We start from the raw sequence: 24,247 nt of genomic DNA on the forward strand, positions 1-24,247 counted from the left end.
GTCTTGCCCGGCCGGCTGCCGCATCTGCTGGCGCCGGCCGTTTTCGCGGTGCTGAGCGCCTGCACCGATCCCGACAGCGTTGCGCCCAACACCCGGCTTCTGGCCGTTGGTGACAGCGTGCTGGCCTGGAACGGTTTCCGCGACGAGGCGATCCCCGACGTCGTGGGGCGCCTGACCGGTCTGAGCGTCGCCAATCTTTCGGTTGCCGGCGCGCGGGTCAGCGCGACCTCGCCGGCGATCGTGGCCAAGGGCGGCGATATCCGCCAGCAATACCGCAGCGGGCCCTGGGACTGGGTCATTCTGAACGGCGGTGCCAACGACCTGCTGGCGGAATGTGGCTGTAACGGCTGTGGCGCAACGCTCGACTCACTTGTGGGCCCGAACGGGCAGGGCGGAGACATTCCGGCGCTTGTCGACCGAATTGTCGCGGATTCCGCCAGTATAGTGATATTAGGTTACTATAATGCTAACGTGCGTCCGAACCCGTTCAGCCGGTGCTCGGAGGAGGTGGATGTGCTGAACCGGCGGCTGGAGGCGCTGGCCAAGCGGACGCCGGGGGCGGTCTATGTCGGGGCGGAGGAGGTGATCGACCCGGCCAATCCGGCGCATTGGTTCGTGGACCGGGTGCATCCGTCGCCGCTGGGGTCCGAGCTGATCGGGGCGCGGATCGCGGCGGCGATGCGGGCGGCCGGGGGATGAGCGAACTGCCGCACAGCCGGGCATTGCCGGGTGGCGCGCGGTAGTTTAATGGTAAACTAATTTTTGCAACCGTATGGGAATTCTCATGGCCGACAAATCCTATGACGTGATCGTGGTCGGGGCGGGCCCCGGCGGCTATGTCGCGGCCATCCGCGCCGCCCAGCTGGGCCTCAGCGTGGCCATCGTGGAACGCGAGCATCTGGGCGGCATCTGTCTCAACTGGGGCTGCATTCCGACCAAGGCGCTGCTGCGTTCGGCCGAAGTGTTCCACCTGATGGAGCGGGCCAAGGAGTTCGGCCTGAAGGCCGAGGGTATCGGCTTTGACATCGACGCGGTGATCAAGCGGTCGCGCGGGGTGGCCAAGCAGCTGTCGGGCGGCGTCGGGCATCTGATGAAGAAGAACAAGATCACCGTGGTCATGGGCGCGGCGACGCTGCCGGCCAAGGGCAAGGTCGAGGTCACGACCGACAAGGGCACCGAGACGCTGAGCGCCAAGAGCATCATCCTCGCCACCGGGGCGCGCGCGCGCGAGCTGCCGGGGCTGGAGGCGGATGGCGATCTGGTCTGGACCTACAAGCACGCGCTGCAACCGCCGCGGATGCCGAAGAAGCTGCTGGTCATCGGATCGGGCGCCATCGGCATCGAATTTGCCAGCTTTTATAACACTTTGGGCGCCGAGACGACAGTGGTTGAGGTGATGGACCGCATCCTGCCGGTGGAGGATGCCGAGATCAGCGCCTTTGCCAAAAAGCAGTTCGTCAAGCAGGGCATGAAGATCATGGAGAAGGCGGCGGTCAAGAAGCTGGACCGCGCCAAGGGCAAAGTCACGGCGCATATCGAGATGGGCGGCAAGACCGAGACGCACGAGTTTGACACGGTGATTTCCGCCGTCGGCATCGTCGGCAATGTCGAGAACCTGGGGCTGGAGGCGCTGGGGGTGAAGGTCGACCGCACGCATGTGGTGGTCGATGAATACTGCCGCACCGGGGTCGAGGGGCTTTATGCCATCGGCGATATCGCCGGCGCGCCCTGGCTGGCGCACAAGGCCAGCCACGAGGGGGTGATGGTGGCCGAACATATCGCCGGGAAGAAGGTGCACGCCGTGCGGCCCGAGATGATCGCGGGCTGCACCTATTGCCAGCCGCAGGTCGCCTCGGTCGGGCTGACCGAGGCCAAGGCGAAGGAGCAGGGATACAGCGTGCGGGTTGGTAAGTTTCCGTTCATCGGCAATGGCAAGGCCATCGCGCTGGGCGAGGCCGAGGGCATGGTGAAGACCGTGTTCGACGCCAAGACCGGCGAGCTTCTGGGCGCGCATATGGTCGGGGCGGAGGTGACGGAACTGATCCAGGGCTATGTGGTCGGCAAGCAGCTGGAGACCACAGAGGAAGACCTGATCGCGACCGTTTTCCCGCATCCGACGCTGAGCGAGATGATGCATGAATCGGTGCTCGACGCCTTTGGGCGGGTGATCCACATCTGAGCGAAAACGGGGGGTGTTTTGCGTGCACAAGCCGTGCACCAACTGTGCACCCCCCTGACGCATTTCCGGAAGAGTGCCGGCCGCGGGTGTCGCCCCGCGGCCGATGCCGTTTCGGACCCTGCGGCTTGCGCTTTGGGGGATGAGGGTGCAGGAGGCGGAGTGACGTCCAACCGGTGCCGCAGATGAGTTCGACCGCCTTGCCTGACCCGAGAACGCAGTTCGGCACGATCCTGGGGCTCTGGGGGGCCGGGCTGGGGGCGGCGGCGCAGTTCGGCAAGGTGTCGGTCACCTTTCCCATGCTGGGCGAGATCTATGGCGGCGCGGGCGCGGCGCTGGGCTTTGCGGTGTCGCTGGTCGGCTTCGTCGGCGTCCTGTTCGGCGTGACCGCCGGGCTGATCGTCGCGCGGGTCGGGCCGCGCCGCGCGCTGATCGCGGCGCTGGGGCTGGGCGCGCTGGTGGCGGGGTATCAGGCGACGCTGCCGGCGCTGCCGCTGTTCCTGGCCAGCCGGGTGGTCGAGGGGGCCTCGCATCTGGCGATTGTCGTGGCGGCGCCGACGCTGATCGCGCAGCTGAGCGCGGTGCAGCATCGCGGGCTGACCCTGTCGCTGTGGAGCACCTTCTTCGGCGTCGCCTTTGCCGTGCTGACCTGGGGCGGTCTGCCGCTGGCGCGGGCCTGGGGGCCGGGGGCGCTTTATGCCGCGCATGGGCTCTATATGGCGGCGATGGCGGTGCTGGTGGCGGCGCTGCTTCCGCGCGACGTGATCGGGGCGCGCGGCGCGCCGCTGTCGCTGGCGGGGTTGGTTGCGGATCACCGACATATCTATGCCTCGCCCTTCCGGAACGCGGCGGCGCTGGGCTGGGTCTGTTACGCCGGGGCCTTTGTCGCCATCCTGACGGTGATGCCGCCCTTCCTGTCCGAGGCGCTGCGCGGCATGGTGATCGGCCTGATGCCGCTGGCGGGCATCGCGGTGTCGATGACGCTGGGGGTCTGGCTGCTGCGCCATGTGCCGGCGGTGCGGGTCGCCGTGGCCGGGTTTGCGCTGTCGCTGGTGGCGGCGCTGGCGCTTTGGGCGGTACCGGGGAGCGCCTGGCCTTACCTTGCCCTGGCCGGTGCGCTGGGGCTGGTGCAGGGCGCGAGCTTTGCCGCCATCCCGCAGCTGAACGCAGCGCCCGAGGCGCGGGCGCAGGCCAATGGCGCGCTGGCGCAAATGGGCAATGTGGGCACCACCTTTGGCACGCCGGTGCTGGTCGCGCTGACGGCCGCGGGTGGGGTGAACGGGTTCCTGGTCTTTGCCGTGGTCCTGTTCGGTGGCGGCATCGCGCTGCATCTGCTGACCGCCCGGGCGCGGGCGCGGCGGGGGTCCGAGGCCGTCTGAACCGCCGTTTCGGGCGCTAACGGTGCGATCCGGAAACAATGCGGCCACGGATGCGGACAATGGAGGGGGTTTTCGTCACATTTTCGGCCCGTTTCGGCGGTTTAAGGGGGCCAGTTGAAAATTCGCCTGTCTGGAGAAACCGATGTTGAAATCCCTGAAATTCGCCGCCGCCCTGCTGGTTGCCGGCACCGTGTCGGCCAGTGCGGCCACCGTGGCATTTACGCCGACCAACGACCCCTCGGGTCACGTCTATACCCAGAATTCCAATGATGGCTGGTCGGGCCGCCGCGGGATCGGGTTCGAGGTGACCGAGGCCAAGACGATCAATTCGGTGGGTCTGTACCAGCATCTGACCAAGATCGGCCTGTCGTACTGGGTTTCGGAGATCAGCTCGCTGACCGGCAACTTCACCCGCACCGCGCTGCTGCGCTCGGGCACGGCGATGACCACCACGCAGGGGCTGAGCTGGGTCGATTTCAGCTTTGCCGATCTCGATCTGTCGGTGGGCAAGAAATACCTGATCGAATTCGCCTTTGACGGCAATTCGAAGAAGAACTTCTTCTACAACAACGCGAACGTGGCCTGGAGCCAGAACGGGTTTGCCGGGCTGGAAGGCACCGCGAGCAACAGCTTTGGCAACTCGGTCGTGGCCGCTGTCCGGGTCGGCGCCGAGGAACAGGTGAGCGCGGTGCCGCTGCCGGCGGGCCTGCCGCTGCTGCTGGGCGGTATGGCTGTCATGGGCTGGATGGGCCGCCGCCGCCGCGCCTGACGCCCTGTCTGTTTTGTATACGAGTTCGGGCCGCACCTTCGGGTGCGGCCTTTTTCATGGGCAGCCGTAGCGGAAGTTCGCTGTTCGTTCCTACTTTTCGATTGGAGAATCCGCCGGTGCGTCCTATTTAGAGTTCGTTAACCGGGGGCATCATGGCCGAGCTCAAGAAAATCGAGGTTCGCGGGGCGCGCGAGCATAACCTCAAGAACATCGACGTCGACATTCCGCGGGACCAGCTGGTGGTGATCACCGGGCTGTCGGGTTCGGGGAAATCGTCACTGGCTTTCGACACGATCTATGCCGAGGGGCAGAGGCGCTATGTCGAGAGCCTGAGCGCCTATGCGCGGCAGTTCCTGGACATGATGGAAAAGCCGGATGTGGATCACATCACCGGGCTGTCGCCGGCGATTTCGATCGAGCAGAAGACGACGAGCAAGAACCCGCGGTCGACCGTGGGGACGGTGACGGAGATTTACGACTATCTGCGGCTGCTCTTCGCGCGGGCGGGGACGCCGTTCAGCCCGGCGACCGGGCTGCCCATCGAGGCGCAGCAGGTGCAGGACATGGTCGACCGGATCATGGCGATGGAGGAGGGCACGCGGGCCTATCTGCTGGCACCCATCGTGCGCGACCGGAAGGGCGAGTATCGCAAGGAGTTCCTGGAGCTGCGCAAGCAGGGGTTCCAGCGGGTCAAGGTGAACGGGGCGTTTTCCGAGCTGGACGAACCGCCGGTGCTGGACAAGAAGTTCCGCCACAACATCGACGTGGTGGTCGACCGGATCGTGGTGCGCGAGGGGCTGGAGACGCGGCTGGCGGATTCGCTGCGCACCGCGCTGGATCTGGCGGATGGCATCTGCATCCTGGAGACGGCGCCGGCCGAGGGCGAACCGGAGCGGATGACGTTCTCCGAGAATTTCGCCTGTCCGGTGAGCGGCTTCACCATCCCCGAGATCGAGCCGCGGCTGTTCTCGTTCAACGCGCCTTTCGGGGCCTGTCCGGATTGCGACGGGCTGGGCGTGGAGCTGTTCTTTGACGAGCGGCTGGTGGTGCCGGATCAGAATCTGAAGGTCTATGACGGCGCGCTGGCGCCCTGGCGCAAGGGCAAGTCGCCCTATTTCCTGCAGACCATCGAGGCCATCGCGCGGCATTACAAGTTCGACAAGAACGCCCGCTGGAAGGATCTGCCGGAAAAGGTGCAGGAGGTGTTCCTGCGCGGGTCTGGCAAGGAAGAGATCCAGTTCCGCTATGATGAGGGCGGCCGGGTTTATCAGGTCTCCCGCGTCTTCGAGGGCGTGATCCCGAACATGGAGCGGCGCTATCGCGAGACGGATTCGGCCTGGGTGCGCGAGGAGTTCGAGCGCTATCAGAACAACCGGCCCTGCGGCACCTGCCACGGCTACCGGCTGCGCCCCGAGGCGCTGGCGGTGAAGATCGGCGGGCTGCATGTCGGGCAGGTGGTGCAGAAGTCGATCAAGGAGGCCTACGACTGGATCGAGACGGTTCCGGCGGCGCTGAGCAAGCAGAAGAACGAGATCGCGCGGGCGATCCTGAAGGAAATCCGCGAGCGGCTGGGTTTCCTGAATAATGTGGGTTTAGAATATCTTACGCTGTCCCGTTCATCCGGAACATTAAGTGGCGGCGAAAGCCAGCGGATCCGGCTGGCCAGCCAGATCGGGTCGGGGTTGACCGGCGTTCTGTATGTGCTGGACGAGCCGTCCATCGGGCTGCACCAGCGCGACAACGGGCGGCTGCTGCAGACGCTGAAAAACCTGCGCGATCAAGGCAATACGGTGATCGTGGTCGAGCATGACGAAGAGGCGATCCGAGAGGCGGATTACGTCTTTGACATCGGGCCGGGCGCGGGCATCCACGGCGGGCAGGTGGTGAGCCACGGCACCCCGGCCGAGGTGACAGCCGATCCGGCCTCGGTGACGGGGCAGTATCTGGCCGGGACGCGCGAGATCGCCGTGCCAAAGGAGCGGCGCAAGGGCAAGAAAGGCAACAAGAAAATCACGGTGGTCAAGGCCTCGGGGAACAACCTCAAGGACGTGACGGCCGAGTTTCCATTGGGCATGTTCGTCTGCGTGACCGGGGTTTCCGGCGGCGGCAAGTCGACGCTGACCATCGAGACGCTGTATAAGAATGCGGCGATGCGACTGAACGGCGCGCGCGAGACGCCGGCGCCCTGCGAGACGATCCAGGGGTTCGAGCATCTGGACAAGGTGATCGATATAGACCAGCGGCCCATCGGGCGGACTCCGCGTTCGAATCCAGCCACTTATACCGGGGCCTTCACGCCGATCCGCGACTGGTTCGCCGGTCTGCCCGAAGCCAAGGCGCGCGGCTATGCTCCGGGGCGGTTCAGCTTCAACGTGAAGGGCGGCCGCTGCGAGGCCTGCCAGGGCGACGGGCTGATCAAGATCGAGATGCACTTCCTGCCCGATGTCTACGTGACCTGCGAGACCTGCAAGGGCAAGCGCTATAACCGCGAAACGCTGGAAATCAAATTCAAGGGCAAGAGCATAGCCGACGTTCTTGATATGACGGTGGAGGACGCGCAGGAGTTCTTCCAGGCGGTGCCGAGCATCCGCGAGAAGATGGATGCGCTGGTGCGGGTGGGTCTCGGTTACATCAAGGTGGGCCAGCAGGCGACGACGCTGTCAGGTGGCGAGGCGCAGCGGGTAAAGCTGTCGAAGGAGCTGAGCAAGCGCGCGACGGGGCGGACGCTGTACATTCTCGACGAGCCGACGACGGGGCTGCATTTCGAAGATGTGCGCAAGTTGCTGGAAGTGCTGCACGAACTGGTGGAGCAGGGCAATTCGGTTGTGGTGATCGAGCACAACCTTGACGTGATCAAAACTGCCGACTGGATCATCGACATCGGCCCCGAGGGCGGCGATGGCGGTGGGGAAATCGTGGCGACGGGCACGCCCGAGACGGTGGCGGAAGAGCCCCGCAGCCACACCGGGCGCTATCTCAAGGAGATGCTGAAGCCCAAGCGTGTGGCTGCGGAATAGGTCAGTTCAGCAGGCGCGAGGCGAGGCCGATGATGGCCATCACTTCCATCGTGTCCTTGTCAACCTGATAGACCCCGTCGCCGGCGCGGTAGTATGTGCCGTAGCGGTCGAGCCCGTAGAGATCGGGCGAGGGGATCAGGACGTAATCGCCGCGCAGGCGGTCGCCGACGCGATAGGAATAGACTTGATCGTAGCGGTCGTTGTAGCGGAAGGCGTCCTCGCGTTCCACATAGGCACCGTTGCGGTCGATGTAGACGCGACGGTCGTCGTCGTGGCGTCCGTCCAGTTTTTTCGCCTGACCCGGCGGGATGCAGGCCGGCGATTTCTTGGCGAGGCCGGGCGGGCAGCCGCCAGCGACGTGCTGGACCTTGGCGCCGTGGTGCTTGTCCTTGGCGCTGGCGAGATCGGGGGTTGCAAGGCCGACTGCGGCCAGGAAGCCCAGCAGCGAAGCTGCGGTCGTCATGCCAATCAGGGAGGTGCGGTTCTTCATGTCGTTTCTCCGTCTTGCGTTGCAGGTTAAACGCATGCGGGGAAAATTCCGTTCCGGCAGGCTTGCGAATCGGCGGGATATCGCCAGTAGCGGGTCTATGCTCAGGCCGAAAGGGCTGTTGGGCGGGTCATCGCGCGGCAGAGCGGGCGCGCCTCTTTCGAGGTGAGCGCGAGGCGGGCGGCGGGGCCGTAGCCGGTGCCGTCGGGGCCGATTTCGGGGAAGAGCGCGCGCAGTTCGGCCTGCGTGGCGGCGTCGAATCCCGGCATCGTCTGGGGCCCGGGCAGATAGCTTTCCGAGGGGGCGCCATTGGCGGTGACCACCTCGTGGCGGTCGAAAAGCAGGTGGACGTAGGTCACGTCGTCGAGATCCTCGACCAGGCAGACGGACTGGCCGTCGATCAGGTCGCGCGCCTTGATCAGGACCTCGGGCTGGCCGAACATCAGCTCGGCCTGGGCGCCGGACAGCATCATGCGGTGCTGTTGCGAGACCATCAGCGGGCGGCGCAGGCCGAAGGGGCCGGCGTTCAGCAGGACCGGGCGGTGCGCGCCGGTGGCGGGGACGGTGCGCCAGCCGAGCCAGCGGATAGGCTGGGGCGGGCCGTCCTGGACGCAGACGAGCATTCCGGGGCGCAGCCATTCGATGGGCATTTCGCCCTGGGGCGTGGCGATCAGGGTGCCGCGCACGAAGCAGGGCACCTGTTCGACGGCGACCATGGCGGTGTCGGTATGGCCGGTCTCGTCCAGGACGGAATAGTTGAAATAGACCTTCTCGCCGTCGCTGTCGCCCGCGATGGTGAAGGTGCCGTCGGCGTTCAGCGTCACCTGCTGGCCCGATCCGAGGGTGATCGTGTCGCCCGCCACGACCGGAGTGCCGTTGATATGGGTGATTGTGAGCGCGCCGCCGGCCGAATGGTCGTTGTCGAGCATGTCGAGCACCTTGGTGTCATTGTGACCCATGGTGAGGAGGTCGTCCTGGGCCACGATGGCGGTCTGGACCGAGCCGCCGGCGATCAGCAGGTTGGTGTCGTATTTCGCATCGCTCACATCGGCGACGCCGATCTTGATGGTGTTGATCTCGCCGGGATTGACCGGGGCGACGAAGGTGAGGGTGACGGTGAAGCCGTCCATCTCGGTGTTGAACTGGTCCTGGGTGTTGTCGTGATAGAGGTTCGAGGTCACTCCGCCGTTGACGTTGCCGATCGAGGCCGAGCCGTCGCCGATGGTCACATGGGCCTGCACGCCGTTCACCCAGACGCCGATCACGTCGTTGAAATCGGTGCCGATGTATTCGGGGTATTCCTCGGAACTGAGGACGAAGTCGATCGTCAGCAGGTCGCCGACCGGCGTGAACTGGACCTCGAGAAAGGCGGCGTCGTAGGTCTTGGTGCCGGCAATGGCGTTGAAGTCGGCGTCGTTGTCGACACCCTGGGTATCGGTGGTGGTGGAGGCGGAGAGGTTGGTGTTGGACGTTCCGCTGGAATTGGTGAAGTCGGTGACCTTGCCGGTGGACAGGATCACGCCGGTGTCGCCGGGGGTGGCGTCGGGCGAGACGGAGTCACCGTTGCTGTAGATGCCGGAAGAGCGATAGTCGCCGGAGTAGGTGGCCGAGGTGACGGTGACGCCCTCGCCGAAGATCTCGTTCGCCATCTGAAGCGCCGAGGCGCCGGTGTTGATCGGAAGTTCGGTGGCTGTGGCCATGGGTCGGGTCCGGGACTGTGCGGTTCACACACAGGGGACCACGTCAAAGCGGAGGCAATCCGCTCAAATCAAGGTAAATTTTAGGCAATTGTTCACGGGCTGGCGACCCGGGGGAGGCCGCCCGGGCGGGCGGCCTCGATCTGGTCAGCTTTTTCGGCCGCGCTTTTCGAAGCGGGGGAGCATGGCAGAGAAGTCCATGCCCTTGCCGTCTTCCTGTTCGACGAATTGCGCATAGAGCGCCTGGGCGAGCGCGCCCATGGGCGTGTCGGCGTCGGCGCTTTCGGCCGCCTGTTGCGACAGGCGCAGGTCCTTCAGCATCAGGTCGGCGGCGAAACCGGGTTTGTAGCCGTTGTCGGCGGGGCTTTTCGGGCCGACGCCGGGGGCGGGGCAATAGGCGTTCATCGTCCAGGAATAGCCCGAGGAGGTGGAGACCACGTCGAACATCTTCTGGCGGTCGAGGCCCAGCTTGTCGGCCAGAGCGAAGGCCTCGCAGGTGGCGATCATGGTGACGCCGAGGATCATGTTGTTGCAGATCTTGGCGGACTGGCCCGCGCCCGAGGCGCCGCAGTGCACGGCCTTTTGCCCCATCACGTCGAACAGCGGTTCGGCGACGGCGAAGGCGGCGTCGGAGCCGCCGGCCATGAAGGTCAGCGTGCCGGCGGAGGCGCCCCCGATGCCGCCCGAGACGGGGGCGTCGACCGCGAGCAGGCCCGCGGCCTCGGCCTGGGCGGCGACGGCGCGGGCGCTGTCGACATCGACGGTCGAGCAGTCGACGAGCGCCGCGCCCTTGTCCATCGCCGGAATGACGGTTTCGGCGACCTTGCGCAGGATCGCGCCGTTGGGGAGCATGGTGATGACCACCTGGGCGCCCTTCGCGGCCTCGGCGGCGCTGGCCGCCATGGTCACGCCCTCGACCGCGACCTGCGCGGTGTCGTAGCCGACAACTTCATGCCCGGCCTTCACGAGGTTGGCCGCCATCGGCCCACCCATGTTGCCCAGCCCGATAAACCCGATCTTCATGACCATCCTCCCTAATGAAACGTCAGTTCGTCGTCGCCCAGCGGGGCCAGCATCGCCTCGACCTCGGCGGCCGTGACGGCGGCGAGGCTGGCGTGGCGCCATTTCGGCGAGCGGTCCTTGTCGATGATCTGGGCGCGGATGCCTTCGAGGAAATCCCCGTGTTCCATGCAGCGCCAGGTGAAGCGGTATTCCATCCTGAGCGCGTCTTCCATCGAGCAGTCGGGCCCGAGGCGGCGCAGGATTTCGATATGGCAGGCGACCGAAAGCGGGCAGGCGCGTTGCAGCGCCTTGGCCGCGGTCTGGGCCGGTTCGCTGGGGTCGGCCTTGAGCGATTCCAGGATTTCGGCCGGGGTGCCCGTGGCGAAATGGGCGGCCATTCGGGCCAGATGCGGGCGAATCTCGCTGTCGGGTGGAGTGGCGTCGGGGAGGGTCGCTTTATTGTTTCCAATCAAGAGACTCTTCGTTTCTTCCCATGTCGATTGATGCTGGAACCGGTCCGCAAAACCCAGCGTTGCATCGACATGTGCCAGTCTCAACCCCGTCGCGCCTATCCATGCCCCCAGCCCCGGCGCCACCCGGTCGAGCCGGGCCAGGATGCGGCTGCCGCCCACATCGGGCACCAGGCCGATGCCACATTCGGGCAGGGCGATGCGGCTGGAGTCTCCGACGATGCGCAGCGAGCCGTGGCAGCCGATGCCGACGCCGCCGCCCATGGTGAAGCCATGCAGGAAGCTGATCACCGGTTTGGGGTAGGCCGCAATCATCGCGTTGACGCGGTATTCGTCGCGCCAAAAGCGGCGGCCATAGGCGTAATCGCCCGCGCGCCCCGTCCTGTAGAGTTCGGCGATGTCGCCGCCGGCGCAGAAGGCCTTGTCGCCCTCGGCGTCGAACATGACCTGGACGACGGCCGGATTGTCGCGCCAGTCGCGCAGGGCGGCGTCGATCGCCATGCACATGTCATAGGTCATCGCGTTCAGCGCGGCGGGCCGGTTCAGGGTGATGCGGCCGGTCTGGTTTTCGATGCGGATATGAATGTCGGTCATCGCGAGGCCAGCATATGACGCGCCACGATCACGCGCATGATTTCGTTGGTGCCTTCGAGGATCTCGTGCACGCGCAGGTCGCGGACCAGTTTTTCGATCCCGTAGTCAGCGAGATAGCCGTAGCCGCCATGCAGCTGGAGGCACTGGTTGACGATGCGCGAGCCGGCCTCGGTGACGAATTTCTTGGCCATGGCGCAGAATTTGGTGGCGTCGGGCGCCTTGTTGTCGAGCTTCCACGCGGCCTGGCGCAGGAAGGTGCGGGCGGCCTGAAGCTCGATCTCCATGTCGGCGAGGCGGAACTGGAGGCCCTGGAACTGGTCGATGCTTTGACCGAAGGCCTTGCGTTCAGCCATATAGGCCAGAGTCTGGGTCAGCGCGGATTGCGCGGCGCCCAGCGAGCAGGCGGCGATGTTGAGGCGGCCGCCGTCGAGACCGATCATGGCGTATTTGAAGCCGTCGCCCTCGGTGCCGATCAGGTTGGCGCCGGGCACCTGGCAGTCGTCGAACTGGACCTGGGCGGTCGGTTGCGAGCGCCAGCCCATCTTGTCCTCGAACCCGCCGAAGGAGAGGCCGGGGCTGCCGGTTTCGACGTAGAGGGTCGAGACGCCCTTGGGGCCGTTGTCGCCGGTGCGCACCATGCAGACGTAGGCGTCGGAATAGTTGCCGCCGGAGATGAAGGCCTTGGTTCCATTGAGAATATAGCCCTCGTTGGTGCGTTCGGCGCGCGTTTGCAGCGCCGCGGCGTCCGAGCCGGAGCCGGGTTCGGTGAGGCAGTAGGAGAGCACGGTGTCCATCGAGACGACGCCGGGCAGGATGCGGGCCTTGAGCTCGTCGCTCCCGAAGGCGTCGATCATGCGGGCGCACATGTTGTGGATCGACAGGAAGGCCGCGACCGAGGGGCAGGCCATGCTGAGCGCCTCGAAGACCAGCGTGGCGTCGAGCCGGCTGAGGCCGGAGCCGCCGGAGTCTTCGGAGACGTAGAGCCCGCCGAAGCCGAGGGCGGCGATCTCGGGCCAGAAGTCCTTGGGAATGGTGCCGGCGGCTTCCCAGGCGCGGGCGTTGGGCGCGATGCGCTCTTGTCCGAAGTCGCGGGCCATGTCGAAGATGGCGGTCTGTTCGTCGCTGAGGCCAAAATCCATGGCGCGGCTCCCCCCGTTCCAGGCCCGCGCTCCGTGCCGACGGGCCCGACCTGCGTAGCGCCGGCGGGGCCGGCGTTCAAGGCGGCAACCGCACAAAAGGGATTTGCAGAATTGCAGGGCCGGCGCAGAAATCGGCGCCTTCGTCCTGCGTCGGAAGGGGTGTGGCGGGGAGCGCAGAAGCGTTCTGCCCACTGCTGTGGCAAGGCGGGCGATCGCCTTGTTTCAAGTGAGAAAGAGGGCCTTCCGAAGCCTTCTTTATATTGTAACGGGAAGGAGCAGCTAGTATGATCAACCAGCAAGTCAAAGTAGCGAGTAGGAGTGCTAGATGAAGCGAACGATGATGGCCATTTGCGCGGCCGTGATGACACTGTCGGCGGGGGTGGCTGGTGCCGCAACCTATGACCCGTCGGCGCAGACCGTCCTGAAAGGCAACGACACCTCTGCGGTTGGCCGTGCCAACTTCTACAGCTGGGTGACGTCCCTCGACGTGTATGAAGCCGGCTTCAAGATCGTCAAGATCGCGCGGTCGTTCAAGAACGTCAAATCGAGCAGCGACATAGTTGCCCGCATCAACAACAAGACGATGTCGGGAAGCTGGGCCTGGAACGGTGACGGGGAAGCCACGCTGGTGGCTTTCATGAGCAAAGGGTATTTCGCGGCGCAGTATTTCGCGCCGGGGATCACCAACAACACCTACGCCTCCCAGGAACTGGGTCTGGTCGACAAGAACGGCGATGGCACGCGGATCAAGCATGTTTCGCTGTATTCGGTGAAGGGCACTCTGAAGCCGCAGGCCGTCGAAGCGAAATTCGCGGTCGAGCCGGAGCCTGAGCCGGTTCCGCTGCCCGCGGGTGGTTTGCTGCTGGTGTCGGGCCTCGGCGTTCTGGCGCTGCGCCGCCGCCGCGGCTGAGCCGTCGGCAGAATGAGATGGAGGGCGGCCTGTCGGGCCGCCCTTTTCTTTTGGCTCCGTGCCTAATCCGTTCGATTCATTGCTGAATTTGAAATGTATTTGCAGGTGAAATGGATGGGATTGTGGTTTGATTCGGGCATTATGTTCGTGTTTTCTGAACATCAAAGAGCATTTTGAGCCACTGTATCCTGTGCGGATACAATGATCTTAGGGAAATGCGCCCAAATGCAACCTGAGCGTGCAATGCGTAATTTTTGGGAGCTCCAAGAGTTGAAAATTGCACTGTTTCCAAAGTAATTATTGCGGGCGCTCAAATTGAAGAGTTAATGAGTGCCGGGGGTAAGAAGCCAATTAATTACCGGTATCTGTGCCTTGCCATTGCACATCGGCTCGGTCAGTCAGAATTATTTTCTGGCGAGTGTGGTGCGCGTTCATGATTGAAAAGGGGAAACGAAATGAAAAAACTTATGACTGCCACGGTTCTGGCCGCAGGCCTGGTCGGTGGCGCTGCTTCGGCAGCTGTTGTTGAAACCACCTTCACGCTGTCGGGCAACAGCAGCCCGTCCAACGGGTTCAGCCTTTCCAGCGGTGGCCTGACTGCTGGCGTGACCGGCAAGTCGGTCACGTCGGTGAACCTCAGCGGAACCACCATCACCTCGCTGAATGGCCTGTCGAACGAAAAAGTCGGCCGCTATAGCGAAGGCGCCGGCGTCACCAGCTACAACGGCGACGACCACACCGTTGACGGCTCTGGCACCAACGACCTGATCCAGCTGGTGTTCTCGAGCGCCGTCCAGATCGTGTCGGCCAGCTTTGGCTATTTCGGCTGGCAGGACGACTTCCGTTACATGGTCGATACCGATGGCAACGGCCTGGACAACGGCGACTACATGAGCGCCGAGATGGACGTTGTGAACCCGTTCACCAACTTCGCCAACCTGTCGAGCAAGACCTGGGCTTTCGCAGCCTTCGGCGACAACGACAGCTGGAAGCTGAAGTCGGTCACCGTGCGTTACGACGACGGCATCAGCATCGATCCGGATCCGGTTCCGCTGCCGGCGTCGGGCCTGCTGCTGCTGGGTGGCCTGGGCGCGCTGGTCATGCGCCGCCGCAAGGCCGCCTGATCGGTCACGGTCAGACGACGAACGACAAGGGGCGGCCTGGTGCCGCCCCTTATTTTATTGGCGTCAGGCGTTGTGCTGGAGCATGTCGGCAAAGGTCTGGCCGGGCAGGCCGAGGATCGAGAGCGCGCCGGGCTCGTTGTCCTGGACCAAGGCGATCACGGCGGGGAAGGGTTCCCAAGAGCGTTCGATGAGCCGGGCCATGGCGAAGGTCTCGGGGTTGGGGGCATAGTAGACGACGAGGGTCTGGGCGCCGTGGCCGGTGAAGACCTCGGCCTTCTTGGCCTGCAGCTTCAAGAGCTGAACGAAGTCCTTTTCGAAACCGGTGATGCCGGAGAGATCGACCAGTTGCTTCTGGCCGGGGCGGCACAGGGGATGGCGGGCATATTCAGAGAATGCGGCAAGGCTTTCGGCGACGAGGGCGTAGCCGTCGTAGCGGACGTAAACAAGACCGAGATCGGGCAGAATACGGAAACTGACGGGCATCGGAAAAACCTGATCGGGACGGGTATGGACTTTGGTCTAACCGGTTCGATCTTGACCGCTGCGGCGGATGTGTCAATCCATCGATGGCCGATACGGGACGTCACTTCGGGTGGCAAGCACCGGCACGGGAATTGTCACATTCCAATTGTATTATTTGTCGGCGATTTGATGGCCGAACGCGGGCGATATCCGCCGGTTTCCGGGCTTTGATATTGCAATTATCATATATCTGAAATGCGGAATAGAAAGGGCGGCCCGAAGGCCGCCCGATGCAGAGTTTCTCCATCTGTGAGCGATATCAGTCCATCGCCTTGAAGTGGAATTCGCCGCCTTCCTTAAGGCCGCTCGGCCAGCGCGAGGTAATGGTCTTGGTGCGGGTGTAGAACTTGAAGGCGTCGGGGCCGTGCTGGTTCAAATCGCCGAAGACCGATTTCTTCCAGCCGCCGAAGGTGTGATAGGCGAGCGGCACCGGGATCGGGACGTTGATGCCGACCATGCCGATGTTGATGCGGTTGGCGAAGTCGCGGGCGGTGTCGCCGTCGCGGGTGAAGATCGCGGTGCCGTTGCCGTATTCGTGGTCCATCGCAAGGCCGAGCGCCTCTTCATAGGTCTTGGCGCGCACGGTGGAGAGGACGGGCCCGAAGATCTCGGTCTTGTAGATGTCCATGTCCTTCGTCACGTTGTCGAAGAGGTGCGGGCCGACGAAATAGCCGTCTTCATAGCCCTGAAGCTTGAAGCCGCGTCCGTCGACGACCAGCTTGGCGCCCTGATCGACGCCGGATTGCACGAGGCGTTCGATATTGGCCTTGGCGGCGGCGGTCACGACCGGGCCGTAGTCGATGTCCTTGCCGGCGGTGTAGGGGCCGACCTTGAGCTTTTCGATGCGCGGCACCAGCTTTTCGATCAGGCGGTCGGCGGTTTCGTCGCCGACCGGGACGGCGACCGAGATCGCCATGCAGCGTTCGCCGGCCGCGCCGTAGCCGGCACCGACCAGCGCGTCGGCGGCCTGGTCCATGTCGGCGTCGGGCATGACGATCATGTGGTTCTTGGCGCCGCCGAAGCACTGCACGCGTTTGCCGTTCGCACAGCCGGTGGCGTAGATGTATTCGGCGATCGGGGTGGAGCCGACGAAGCCGATAGACTGGATCACCGGGTGGTGCAGGATCGCGTCGACCGCCGCCTTGTCGCCGTTCACCACCTGGAGGATGCCCTTGGGCAGGCCCGCTTCCTCGGCCAGTTCGGCCAGCATCAGGGGGACCGAGGGATCACGCTCGGAGGGTTTCAGGATGAAGGCGTTGCCGCAGGCGATGGCCGGGGCGAACATCCACATCGGGATCATGGCGGGGAAGTTGAACGGCGTGATGCCGGCGGTGACGCCAAGCGGCTGGCGCATCGAATACATGTCGATGCCCGGGCCGGCGCTGTCAGTGAACTCGCCTTTCAGCAGCTGCGGCGCGCCGATGCAGTATTCGACGACTTCCAGACCGCGCTGCACGTCGCCGGCGGCGTCGGGCAGGGTCTTGCCGTGTTCGCGGCTGAGCGCCTCGGCCAGCTTGTCCATGTCGCGGTTCAGCAGGTCGACCAGTTTCATCAGCACGCGGGCGCGGCGCTGCGGGTTGGTGGCGGCCCACGCGGGCTGGGCCTTGGCGGCGACCTCGACGGCCTGGGCGATTTCCTCGGAGGAGGCGAGCGGAACCTTGGCCTGAACCTCGCCGGTGGCGGGGTTCATCACGTCGGCGAAGCGGCCGGACGTGCCCTTGACGTGCGCGCCGCCGATATAATGGGTGAGTTCTTTCATGGGTCGGATCCTCCGGTTTTTGCGTTTGGCGCAGGATAGGCTTGCAGAAATCCCATGAACAGGGGCAAGAATCCAAACAGGTTTTGCACAACTGCAAAGGAGAGCGGGAATGGAACCGCAATGGGACGACCTGCGCGTCTTCCTTGCCGTGGCGCGGGAAGAGAGCCTTTCGGGGGCGGGACGGGTCCTGCGGCTGGATCCGGCGACGGTGGGACGGCGGATCGCGCGGCTGGAGGCGGCGCTGGAGGTGCCGCTGTTCGTGAAGTCGCCGCAGGGGTATGCGCTGAGCGCGGCGGGCGAGCGGCTGCTGAGCCATTCGGAATCGGCCGAACAGGCGATGCGCGCGGGGCTGGACGCGCTGCGGGGGCCGTCCGAGCGGCTGAGCGGCACCTTCCGGATCGGCGCGCCGGATGGCTGCGCGAACTACCTGCTGCCGCAGGTCTGCGCGGCGATCGGGGCCGAGAACCCCGATCTCGACATCCAGATCGTCGCCCTGCCGCGGGTGGTGAACCTGAGCCGGCGCGAGGCGGATATGGCGGTGACGGTCAGCCCGCCGACGGCGGGGCAGCTGCTAGTGCAGAAGATCACCGACTATCACCTGCATCTGGTCGGCTCGGAGGACTGGCTGGAGGCGCTGGGTCCGGTGGAGGGGCCGGGCGACCTGAAGGGCGTGCGGATGATCGGCTATATCCCCGAGATGATCTTCGACGCGGAACTCGATTATCTGGCCGAGCTGGGGCTTGGGCGGATTCCGTTGGCGTCGAATTCGGTGCCGGTGCAGTTGCGGCTGGCGGAGCAGGGCGCGGGGCTGTGCGTGGCGCATGATTTCGCGCTGCCCTCGCATGGCGGTCTGGTGAAGCTGCTGGCCGATCAGATCGGCTTTCGCCGCGCCTTTTATCTGGTGCGCCATCAGGGCGATCAGCGCAGCGCGCGGCTGAACCGGCTGGCGGCGCAGGTGAGCGAAGGCTTGCGCGACGAGGTGGCGCGGCTGGAAGCGCTGACTTGACTTAACGTCACTTCCGGACGACGCTGGAATTATTGCAACATTCTTCCGGAGGTCTGCCGATGCTGGTGCAACATATCCTCAAATCGAAGGCGAAGGCTGGCGTGCTGACCGTGGCGTCGGCGGCATCCGTCGCCGATGCGGCCAAGATCCTGGCGGAGAACCGGATCGGGTCGGTCGTGGTGTCCGACGACGACGGGCAGACGGCCGTCGGCATCCTGTCGGAGCGCGACATCGTGCGCGAACTGGCGCGGGTGGGCGTGGCCTGCATGGAGAAGCCGGTGAGCGACTACATGACCCGCAAGCTGGTGACCTGCACCGGCACGACCTCGGTTCAGGATCTGCTGATGCAGATGACCGAGGGCCGGTTCCGGCACATGCCGGTGGTCGAGGACGGCAAGCTGGTCGGGCTGGTCACCCAGGGCGACGCGGTGAAGGCGCAGCTTTCGGAGCTGGCCATGGAGAAACGTGCGCTCGAAGGCATGATCATGGGGCATTAGCCCTGAGCGGTCTTGCATTTTCCTGCCCGGTGGTGTTTGCAGGCGCGGCATAACCGACAGGGCAGGAGGGAGCCATGCGGGTAGGGTTGTATCCGGGGACGTTTGACCCGATCACGTTCGGCCATACCGATATCATCCGGCGCGCGACTGTTCTGGTCGACAAGCTGGTGATCGGGGCGGCGATCAATCGCGACAAGGGACCGTTGTTCTCGCTGGAAGAGCGGGTGTCGATGATCGAGGCGGAATGCGTCGAGCTGTCCAAGCAGACCGGCTGCGAGATCGTGGTGCATCCGTTCGAGAACCTGCTGATCGACTGCGCCAAGGACGTCGGCGCGCAGATCATCATCCGCGGGCTGCGGGCCGTGGCGGATTTCGAATACGAATTCCAGATGGTCGGCATGAACCGGGCGCTGAACGACAAGATCGAGACGGTCTTCCTGATGGCCGACGCCAAGCGGCAGGCCATCGCCAGCAAGCTGGTCAAGGAGATCGCGCGGCTGGGCGGGGATGTCTCGAAGTTCGTGCCGGCGGCGGTCAACCAGGCGCTGATCGAGCGGCTGGGTGTCTGAGCCTTCGGGCGCAGGCTGCTGATTTTGCGCGATATACCGGTGGAATGAAGGCGGCGCCCCGGGGTGCGCGCCTTCCTATCGCCAGAAGGCGAGCCAGTCGAGGAGCTGAAACAGCTTCTTGCCGAGGAACAGCAGGTGTTCCGAGCCGTAGAGCGCGGTGTCAACGAGCAGGGCGATGCAGATCAGGATGGCCAGGGTGAGGGCGAGCCTGTTGGTCATGTCCGGCCTCATGGTTGCGCGCCCGATGGGTATGCCCGAAGGGGCGCGCTGTCACAAGACGGGTCAGTCCTGCAGCCGGCCCATCACGACGGCGACATCGGCCATGCGGACCGAGAAGGCCCATTCGTTGTCGTACCAGGCCAGCACGCGCACCATGCGGTCGCCGACGACGCGGGTCTGGTCGGGGGCGAAGATGCAGCTTTCCTCGGTGTGGTTGAAGTCGATCGAGACCTTGGGCTCGGCGTCATAGGCCAGAACCTTGCCCATGCTGCCCTTGACGGCGGCGGCCACGGCGGCGTTGACCTCTTCGGCGGTCACGTCGCGGGCGGCGCGGAAGGTCAGGTCGACGGCCGAGACGTTCGGCGTGGGCACGCGGATCGAGGAGCCGTCGAGGCGGCCCTTCAGGTTTGGCAGCACCTCGCCCAGGGCCTTGGCGGCGCCGGTGGTGGTGGGGATCATCGCCATGGCGGCCGAGCGCGCGCGGTAGAGGTCGGAGTGGCGGCGGTCGAGCGTGGGCTGGTCGCCGGTATAGCTGTGGATCGTGGTCATGATGCCGTGTTCGATCCCGATGGATTCATCCAGCACCTTGGCGAGCGGCGCCAGGCAGTTGGTGGTGCAGGAGCCGTTCGAGACCATGTTGTCGGCGCGGGTCAGCGTGTTGTGGTTGACGCCGAAGACGACGGTTTTCGAGACGTTCTTGGCAGGTGCCGAGATCAGCACGGACTTGGCGCCGCGGTCGAGGTGGGCGCCGGCCTTCTGGCCGTCGTTGAAGTTGCCGGTGCATTCGAGCACCACGTCGCAGCCCGACCAGTCCAGTTCGTCGAGCTTGTAGGTCGACATCATCTCGATCTCGCCGCGGCCGAGGTCGAGCGTGCCGTTGCCGACGCGGATGTCGTGGGGGTAGCGGCCGTGCACGGAATCGTAGCGCAGCAGGTGGGCGGCGGTTTCGATCGGGCCGGTGGCATTGACCTTGACGACACGGATATCGTTGCGCCCGCTGGAGGCGATGTGCGAGAGGGTGCAGCGGCCGATGCGGCCGAACCCGTTGATACCGACGTTAATGGTCATGGAAGACGACTCCGAAACTACTGGAATTATGGCTGATATAGCCGTGCATGGCGTGACCCTAAAGCAGAAAAGCGACGTATTTTTAACATGTTAGCGCAAACTTGGCTCGGTTGCGCTAACGGTTGCCCTGTTCGCGGAATAGATTAGGCTGAAGGCGTCGGATTGAGGCGCACCCGGAAACGCGGATGAGAGGGATTCTGGTATGAGTGGATTGCTGGCGCTGCTGGACGACGTGGCGGGGATCGCCAAGGTTGCAGCGGCTTCGGTCGACGATATCGCCGGGCAGGCGGCCAAGGCCGGAGCCAAGGCGGCGGGCGCGCTGATCGACGACGCGGCGGTGACGCCGAAATACGTGCATGGCTTTGCGGCGAGCCGCGAATTGCCGATCATCTGGAAGATCACCAAGGGCAGCCTGAAGAACAAGCTGGTGTTCCTGTTGCCGGTGGGGCTGCTGCTGACCTCTTTCGCGCCCTGGCTGATTCCGCCCCTGCTGATGCTGGGGGGCAGCTATCTGTGTTTCGAAGGGGCCGAGAAGGTCTGGCACGCGCTGTTCCCCGCGCACAGCCACGAGGTGTTTCCCGAGGACAAGCCTGGCGATCCGGCGCATCTGGAGGAGGAAAAGGCGGCGGGGGCGATCAAGACCGATTTCATCCTGTCGGCCGAGATCATGACCATCGCGCTGGCCGAGATCCCGCCGAGCAACATCTGGATGGAGGCGGCGACGCTGGCGACGGTGGCAATAGGGATCACGGTGCTGGTCTATGGCTCGGTCGCGCTGATCGTGAAGATGGACGACATGGGCCTGTTCATGGCGCAGAACGGGCGGCTGGGGATGACGCGGGCGCTGGGGCGCGGGATCGTCAAGGCGATGCCGAAGCTGATGAAGCTGCTGAGCATCGTGGGCACCGCGGCGATGCTGTGGGTCGGCGGGTCGATCGTGATCCACGGGATGGCCGAGCTGGGCTGGCACATGCCCTACGACTGGATTCACCACGTGGCCGAGACGGCAGCCCATGCGGTGGGGCAGGCCGAGGGGTTCGTGAAATGGGCGGTTCAGGCGGCCTTTGACGGGGTGTTCGGGCTGGCGCTGGGGATGGCGCTGATCCCGGTGGCGACCAAGGTGCTGGTGCCGATCTGGGGACGGCTGACGGGCAAGGCGGCCACAGCGGCGCATTGATCGCGGGCAGCTGCCCCATTTCTGCCACAATTGGGCGGAACGTTTGACGGGTCCTGAACGCAAGAGGCCCGTCATGCATGACCCTGAACTGTCGCTGACCGCCATCGACCGGTTGCGCAGCTGCCTGGTTGCGGGCATCGGCTTTGCCGCGGGGGCGGCGTTCTGGCTGGCCCGGTCCGAGGCGCACCCCGAGACGCCGGGCGCGGTTGCGCCGGCGGTGTTCTGGATCGGCCTAGCCCTGGCGGTGATCGCCTGGGGTCTGTGGCGCTATCTGGTGCGGCCGGTGCAGGTGCTGGTGCAGATGCAGGGTGCTGCGGCCACGGCGAGGCTGGTGGCGCGGATGGCGGCGGTCTGCCTGCCCTATGGGCTGGTCTGCGGTGTGCTGCTGGCGCCGCTGGGCGCGGATCTGCCGATTGTCGCGCAGGCGCTGATCCTGCTGGCCCTGATCTGGGGCTGGGACTGGATGAAGGCGCGCAGCCAGCCGGCGCTGGCTGCGGCGATGCCCGAGCTTAGCCGAGCAGTTCCCTGACCTTGGCGACGGTCGCCTCGGCGGTGATGCCGAACTTTTCATAAAGCGTGCCGGCAGGGGCGGAGGCGCCGAAGCCGGTCATGCCGATGAAACCGGCCTTCTTGTCGCGGCCGCCTTCGCCGTAGAGCCAGCGATCCCAGCCCTGCTGCACCGCTGCCTCGATGGCGACGCGGACGGGGCCGACGGGCAGAACCTTGCGGCGGTAGGCCTCGTCCTGGGCGGCGAAAAGCTCCATGCAAGGCATCGAGACCACGCGGGTGGGGATGCCTTCGGCCTGGAGCGTCTTCTGCGCCTCGAGCGCGATCGAGACCTCGGAGCCGGTGGCGATCAGCACGGCGCGGGCCTTGCCCTCGGAGGGGGAGAGCACATAGGCGCCCTTGGCGCTGAGGTTCTCGCGCTTGTGCTTGGTGCGCACGGTCGGGACGTTCTGGCGGGTCAGCGACAGGACCGAGGGGGTTTCGGTCGAGTTCAGCGCCAGTTCCCAGGCCTCGGCAGTTTCCACGGTATCGGCGGGGCGGAACACCCAGGTGTTGGGCGTGGCGCGCGAGATCGCCAGATGTTCGACCGGCTGGTGGGTCGGGCCGTCTTCGCCGAGGCCGATGCTGTCATGAGTCATGACGAAGACGGTCGGGATTTTCATCAGCGCGGCGAGGCGCATCGCGGGGCGGGCATAGTCGGTGAAGCACATGAAGGTGCCGCCGTAAGCCCTGACGCCGCCATGCAGAACCATGCCGTTCATCGCCGCTGCCATGCCGTGTTCGCGGATGCCGTAGTGGATGTAGCGGCCCTTGCGGTTGTCGGGCAGGAAGATCCCGAGATCGCCGGTCTTGGTGTTGTTCGAGCCGGTGAGGTCGGCCGAGCCGCCGACGGTTTCGGGCAGGATCGGGTTGACCACTTCCAGCACCCGTTCCGAACTGGTGCGGGTGGCGACCTTGGGCGCCGACTCGCTGGCCTGCTTCTTGAGCGCGTTGATCGTGGCGGCAAGCTTGGCCGGCATTTCGCGCGCATAGATGCGGGCGAATTCGGCCTGGCGGCGTTCGCTGAGCGCGGCCAGCCGTTCCTTCCATCTGGCATGGGCGGCAGCGCCGCGCTTGCCGATGGATTCCCAGGCGGCTTTGGTCTCGGCGGGCACCTCGAAGGGGCCGGTGGTCCAGCCGTAGGCGGCCTTGGCCTTGGCCATCTGGTCGGCATCGGTCAGCGCGCCGTGGCCCTTGGAGGTGTCCTGCGCGGCGTGGCCGAGGGCGATATGCGTCTTGCAGGCGATCATCGTCGGGCGGTCGGCGCCGCGCGCGGCGGTCAGCGCCTCGTCGATCTGCTGCGGGTCGTGGCCGTCGATCGAGATCACGTTCCAGCCCGAGGCGGTGAATCGCGCGACCTGATCGGTGGCGTCCGAGATGTCGACCGGGCCGTCGATGGTGATGTTGTTGTTGTCCCAGAGCACGATCAGCCGCGACAGGCGCAGCCGGCCGGCCAGCGCGATGGCCTCCTGGCTGACGCCCTCCATCAGGCAGCCGTCGCCGGCGATGACATAGGTGCGGTGGTTGACCAGCGGCTTGCCAAAGCGGGCGCGCTGGATTTCCTCGGCGATGGCGAAGCCGACGGAATTGGCGATGCCCTGGCCGAGCGGGCCGGTGGTGGTCTCGATCCCCGGGGCATGGCCGTATTCCGGGTGGCCGGCGGTGATCGCGCCCCACTGGCGGAAGTTTTTGATCTGCTCGAGCGTCATCTCGGGGTAGCCGGTGAGGTAGAGCAGCGCATAGAGCAGCATCGAGCCGTGGCCGGCCGAGAGGATGAAGCGGTCGCGGTCGGGCCAGTTGGGCGCGGCGGCGTCGAATTTCAGATGTTTTTCAAACAGCACCGTGGCGACATCGGCCATGCCCATCGGCATCCCGGAGTGCCCCGAATTGGCGGCGTGCACGGCATCGAGCGTCAGCGCGCGGATGGCGGTCGCCTTGGCCCAGTGGTCGGGGTTGGCGGCGGCAAGGGCTTTAAGATCCGGCTTGGTATCCACGGCGGCGGTTCCTTCGCGGTTGCGGTTGGGTCGGGGGGTGAATAGCAGTCACAAGGCAAAGATCAAGCGATAGGCGGAGCCCCGCCGCACCCGACGTGAGAAGCGCGCTGCAAGCCCCTGAATTCT

The 24,247-nt window shown here is 65.2% G+C and carries 22 protein-coding genes; 12 read left to right on the forward strand and 10 right to left on the reverse strand.

What is annotated here, in order from left to right; genetic code table 11:
- Positions 1-3 precede the first annotated feature (3 nt).
- The 5 genes from ACFO5X_RS17490 to uvrA all read left to right on the forward strand — a co-directional run bounded on the left by ACFO5X_RS17490 (position 4) and on the right by uvrA (position 7,341).
- The gene (locus tag ACFO5X_RS17490) at positions 4-699 is read left to right on the forward strand and encodes an SGNH/GDSL hydrolase family protein (RefSeq protein ID WP_380719284.1); all 696 of its coding nucleotides are present in this window, start codon (positions 4-6) and stop codon (positions 697-699) included.
- An 85-nt stretch (positions 700-784) separates the two neighbouring features.
- Positions 785-2,179, forward strand: a complete 1,395-nt coding sequence (lpdA, locus tag ACFO5X_RS17495) for a dihydrolipoyl dehydrogenase (protein ID WP_380719286.1) — start codon at positions 785-787, stop codon at positions 2,177-2,179.
- 182 nt (positions 2,180-2,361) lie between these two features.
- A complete protein-coding gene (locus ACFO5X_RS17500; protein WP_380719288.1) occupies positions 2,362-3,555 on the forward strand; it encodes an MFS transporter in 1,194 nt (397 codons plus the stop codon).
- A 142-nt stretch (positions 3,556-3,697) separates the two neighbouring features.
- Positions 3,698-4,324, forward strand: coding sequence for a VPLPA-CTERM sorting domain-containing protein (locus ACFO5X_RS17505; RefSeq protein WP_380719291.1), 627 nt, complete (start codon positions 3,698-3,700; stop codon positions 4,322-4,324).
- A 152-nt stretch (positions 4,325-4,476) separates the two neighbouring features.
- Entirely contained in the window at positions 4,477-7,341 is a 2,865-nt protein-coding gene (uvrA, locus tag ACFO5X_RS17510; protein WP_380719293.1) for an excinuclease ABC subunit UvrA, read from the forward strand.
- A 1-nt stretch (position 7,342) separates the two neighbouring features.
- Here the strand turns inward: uvrA and ACFO5X_RS17515 are convergent, their stop codons facing one another.
- The 5 genes from ACFO5X_RS17515 to ACFO5X_RS17535 all read right to left on the reverse strand — a co-directional run bounded on the left by ACFO5X_RS17515 (position 7,343) and on the right by ACFO5X_RS17535 (position 12,730).
- Positions 7,343-7,831 (reverse strand): hypothetical protein, encoded by a 489-nt coding sequence (locus ACFO5X_RS17515; protein ID WP_380719294.1) that lies wholly within the window; start codon positions 7,829-7,831, stop codon positions 7,343-7,345.
- Between the two features lie 101 nt (positions 7,832-7,932).
- Positions 7,933-9,528 (reverse strand): Hint domain-containing protein, encoded by a 1,596-nt coding sequence (locus ACFO5X_RS17520; RefSeq protein WP_380719295.1) that lies wholly within the window; start codon positions 9,526-9,528, stop codon positions 7,933-7,935.
- Positions 9,529-9,672: 144 nt separating this feature from the next.
- On the reverse strand, positions 9,673-10,548 hold the full coding sequence (gene mmsB / locus ACFO5X_RS17525) for a 3-hydroxyisobutyrate dehydrogenase (RefSeq protein ID WP_380719297.1): 876 nt from the start codon (positions 10,546-10,548) through the stop codon (positions 9,673-9,675).
- An 11-nt stretch (positions 10,549-10,559) separates the two neighbouring features.
- Positions 10,560-11,591 (reverse strand): enoyl-CoA hydratase/isomerase family protein, encoded by a 1,032-nt coding sequence (locus ACFO5X_RS17530; RefSeq protein WP_380719299.1) that lies wholly within the window; start codon positions 11,589-11,591, stop codon positions 10,560-10,562.
- Positions 11,588-12,730, reverse strand: coding sequence for an acyl-CoA dehydrogenase family protein (locus ACFO5X_RS17535; protein WP_380719301.1), 1,143 nt, complete (start codon positions 12,728-12,730; stop codon positions 11,588-11,590). The genes ACFO5X_RS17530 and ACFO5X_RS17535 overlap by 4 nt, the downstream gene beginning before the upstream one ends.
- Before the next feature lie 325 nt (positions 12,731-13,055).
- Between ACFO5X_RS17535 and ACFO5X_RS17540 the strand changes: the two genes are divergently transcribed.
- Together ACFO5X_RS17540 and ACFO5X_RS17545 are read left to right on the forward strand one after the other, a co-directional pair.
- Positions 13,056-13,640: a hypothetical protein gene (locus tag ACFO5X_RS17540; protein WP_380719303.1), complete on the forward strand. Its 585-nt coding sequence runs from the start codon at positions 13,056-13,058 to the stop codon at positions 13,638-13,640.
- Positions 13,641-14,095: 455 nt separating this feature from the next.
- Positions 14,096-14,764 carry a VPLPA-CTERM sorting domain-containing protein gene (locus ACFO5X_RS17545; RefSeq protein ID WP_380719306.1) on the forward strand — a complete coding sequence of 223 codons (669 nt, stop codon included), beginning with the start codon at positions 14,096-14,098 and terminating at the stop codon, positions 14,762-14,764.
- A 63-nt stretch (positions 14,765-14,827) separates the two neighbouring features.
- Here ACFO5X_RS17545 and ACFO5X_RS17550 read toward each other — a convergent pair whose 3' ends face one another.
- Together ACFO5X_RS17550 and ACFO5X_RS17555 are read right to left on the reverse strand one after the other, a co-directional pair.
- Complete coding sequence (locus ACFO5X_RS17550; RefSeq protein ID WP_380719308.1) at positions 14,828-15,247, reverse strand: hypothetical protein; 420 nt, start codon at positions 15,245-15,247, stop codon at positions 14,828-14,830.
- Between the two features lie 298 nt (positions 15,248-15,545).
- Complete coding sequence (locus tag ACFO5X_RS17555; RefSeq protein ID WP_380719310.1) at positions 15,546-17,045, reverse strand: CoA-acylating methylmalonate-semialdehyde dehydrogenase; 1,500 nt, start codon at positions 17,043-17,045, stop codon at positions 15,546-15,548.
- A 109-nt stretch (positions 17,046-17,154) separates the two neighbouring features.
- Here ACFO5X_RS17555 and ACFO5X_RS17560 point away from each other — a divergent pair, with 109 nt between their 5' ends.
- The 3 genes from ACFO5X_RS17560 (at position 17,155) to coaD (ending at position 19,117) form a co-directional block, all read left to right on the forward strand.
- Positions 17,155-18,051 (forward strand): LysR family transcriptional regulator, encoded by an 897-nt coding sequence (locus ACFO5X_RS17560; RefSeq protein ID WP_380719312.1) that lies wholly within the window; start codon positions 17,155-17,157, stop codon positions 18,049-18,051.
- Between the two features lie 59 nt (positions 18,052-18,110).
- Complete coding sequence (locus ACFO5X_RS17565) at positions 18,111-18,548, forward strand: CBS domain-containing protein (RefSeq protein WP_380719314.1); 438 nt, start codon at positions 18,111-18,113, stop codon at positions 18,546-18,548.
- Between the two features lie 74 nt (positions 18,549-18,622).
- Positions 18,623-19,117 (forward strand): pantetheine-phosphate adenylyltransferase, encoded by a 495-nt coding sequence (coaD, locus tag ACFO5X_RS17570; protein ID WP_380719316.1) that lies wholly within the window; start codon positions 18,623-18,625, stop codon positions 19,115-19,117.
- Positions 19,118-19,192: 75 nt separating this feature from the next.
- Here coaD and ACFO5X_RS17575 read toward each other — a convergent pair whose 3' ends face one another.
- Together ACFO5X_RS17575 and gap are read right to left on the reverse strand one after the other, a co-directional pair.
- Positions 19,193-19,336, reverse strand: a complete 144-nt coding sequence (locus ACFO5X_RS17575) for a hypothetical protein (protein ID WP_380719318.1) — start codon at positions 19,334-19,336, stop codon at positions 19,193-19,195.
- A 63-nt stretch (positions 19,337-19,399) separates the two neighbouring features.
- Entirely contained in the window at positions 19,400-20,404 is a 1,005-nt protein-coding gene (gene gap, locus ACFO5X_RS17580; protein WP_380719320.1) for a type I glyceraldehyde-3-phosphate dehydrogenase, read from the reverse strand.
- 202 nt (positions 20,405-20,606) lie between these two features.
- Between gap and ACFO5X_RS17585 the strand changes: the two genes are divergently transcribed.
- Positions 20,607-21,581, forward strand: coding sequence for a DUF808 domain-containing protein (locus ACFO5X_RS17585; protein WP_380719322.1), 975 nt, complete (start codon positions 20,607-20,609; stop codon positions 21,579-21,581).
- Positions 21,582-21,654: 73 nt separating this feature from the next.
- Positions 21,655-22,110 carry a hypothetical protein gene (locus ACFO5X_RS17590; protein ID WP_380719324.1) on the forward strand — a complete coding sequence of 152 codons (456 nt, stop codon included), beginning with the start codon at positions 21,655-21,657 and terminating at the stop codon, positions 22,108-22,110.
- Here ACFO5X_RS17590 and tkt read toward each other — a convergent pair.
- The gene (gene tkt / locus ACFO5X_RS17595) at positions 22,091-24,121 is read right to left on the reverse strand and encodes a transketolase (protein ID WP_380719326.1); all 2,031 of its coding nucleotides are present in this window, start codon (positions 24,119-24,121) and stop codon (positions 22,091-22,093) included. The genes ACFO5X_RS17590 and tkt overlap by 20 nt on opposite strands.
- Between the last annotated feature and the right edge of the window lie 126 nt (positions 24,122-24,247).

This window comes from Seohaeicola nanhaiensis, assembly GCF_042654245.1.
Taxonomy (GTDB): domain Bacteria; phylum Pseudomonadota; class Alphaproteobacteria; order Rhodobacterales; family Rhodobacteraceae; genus Seohaeicola_A; species Seohaeicola_A nanhaiensis.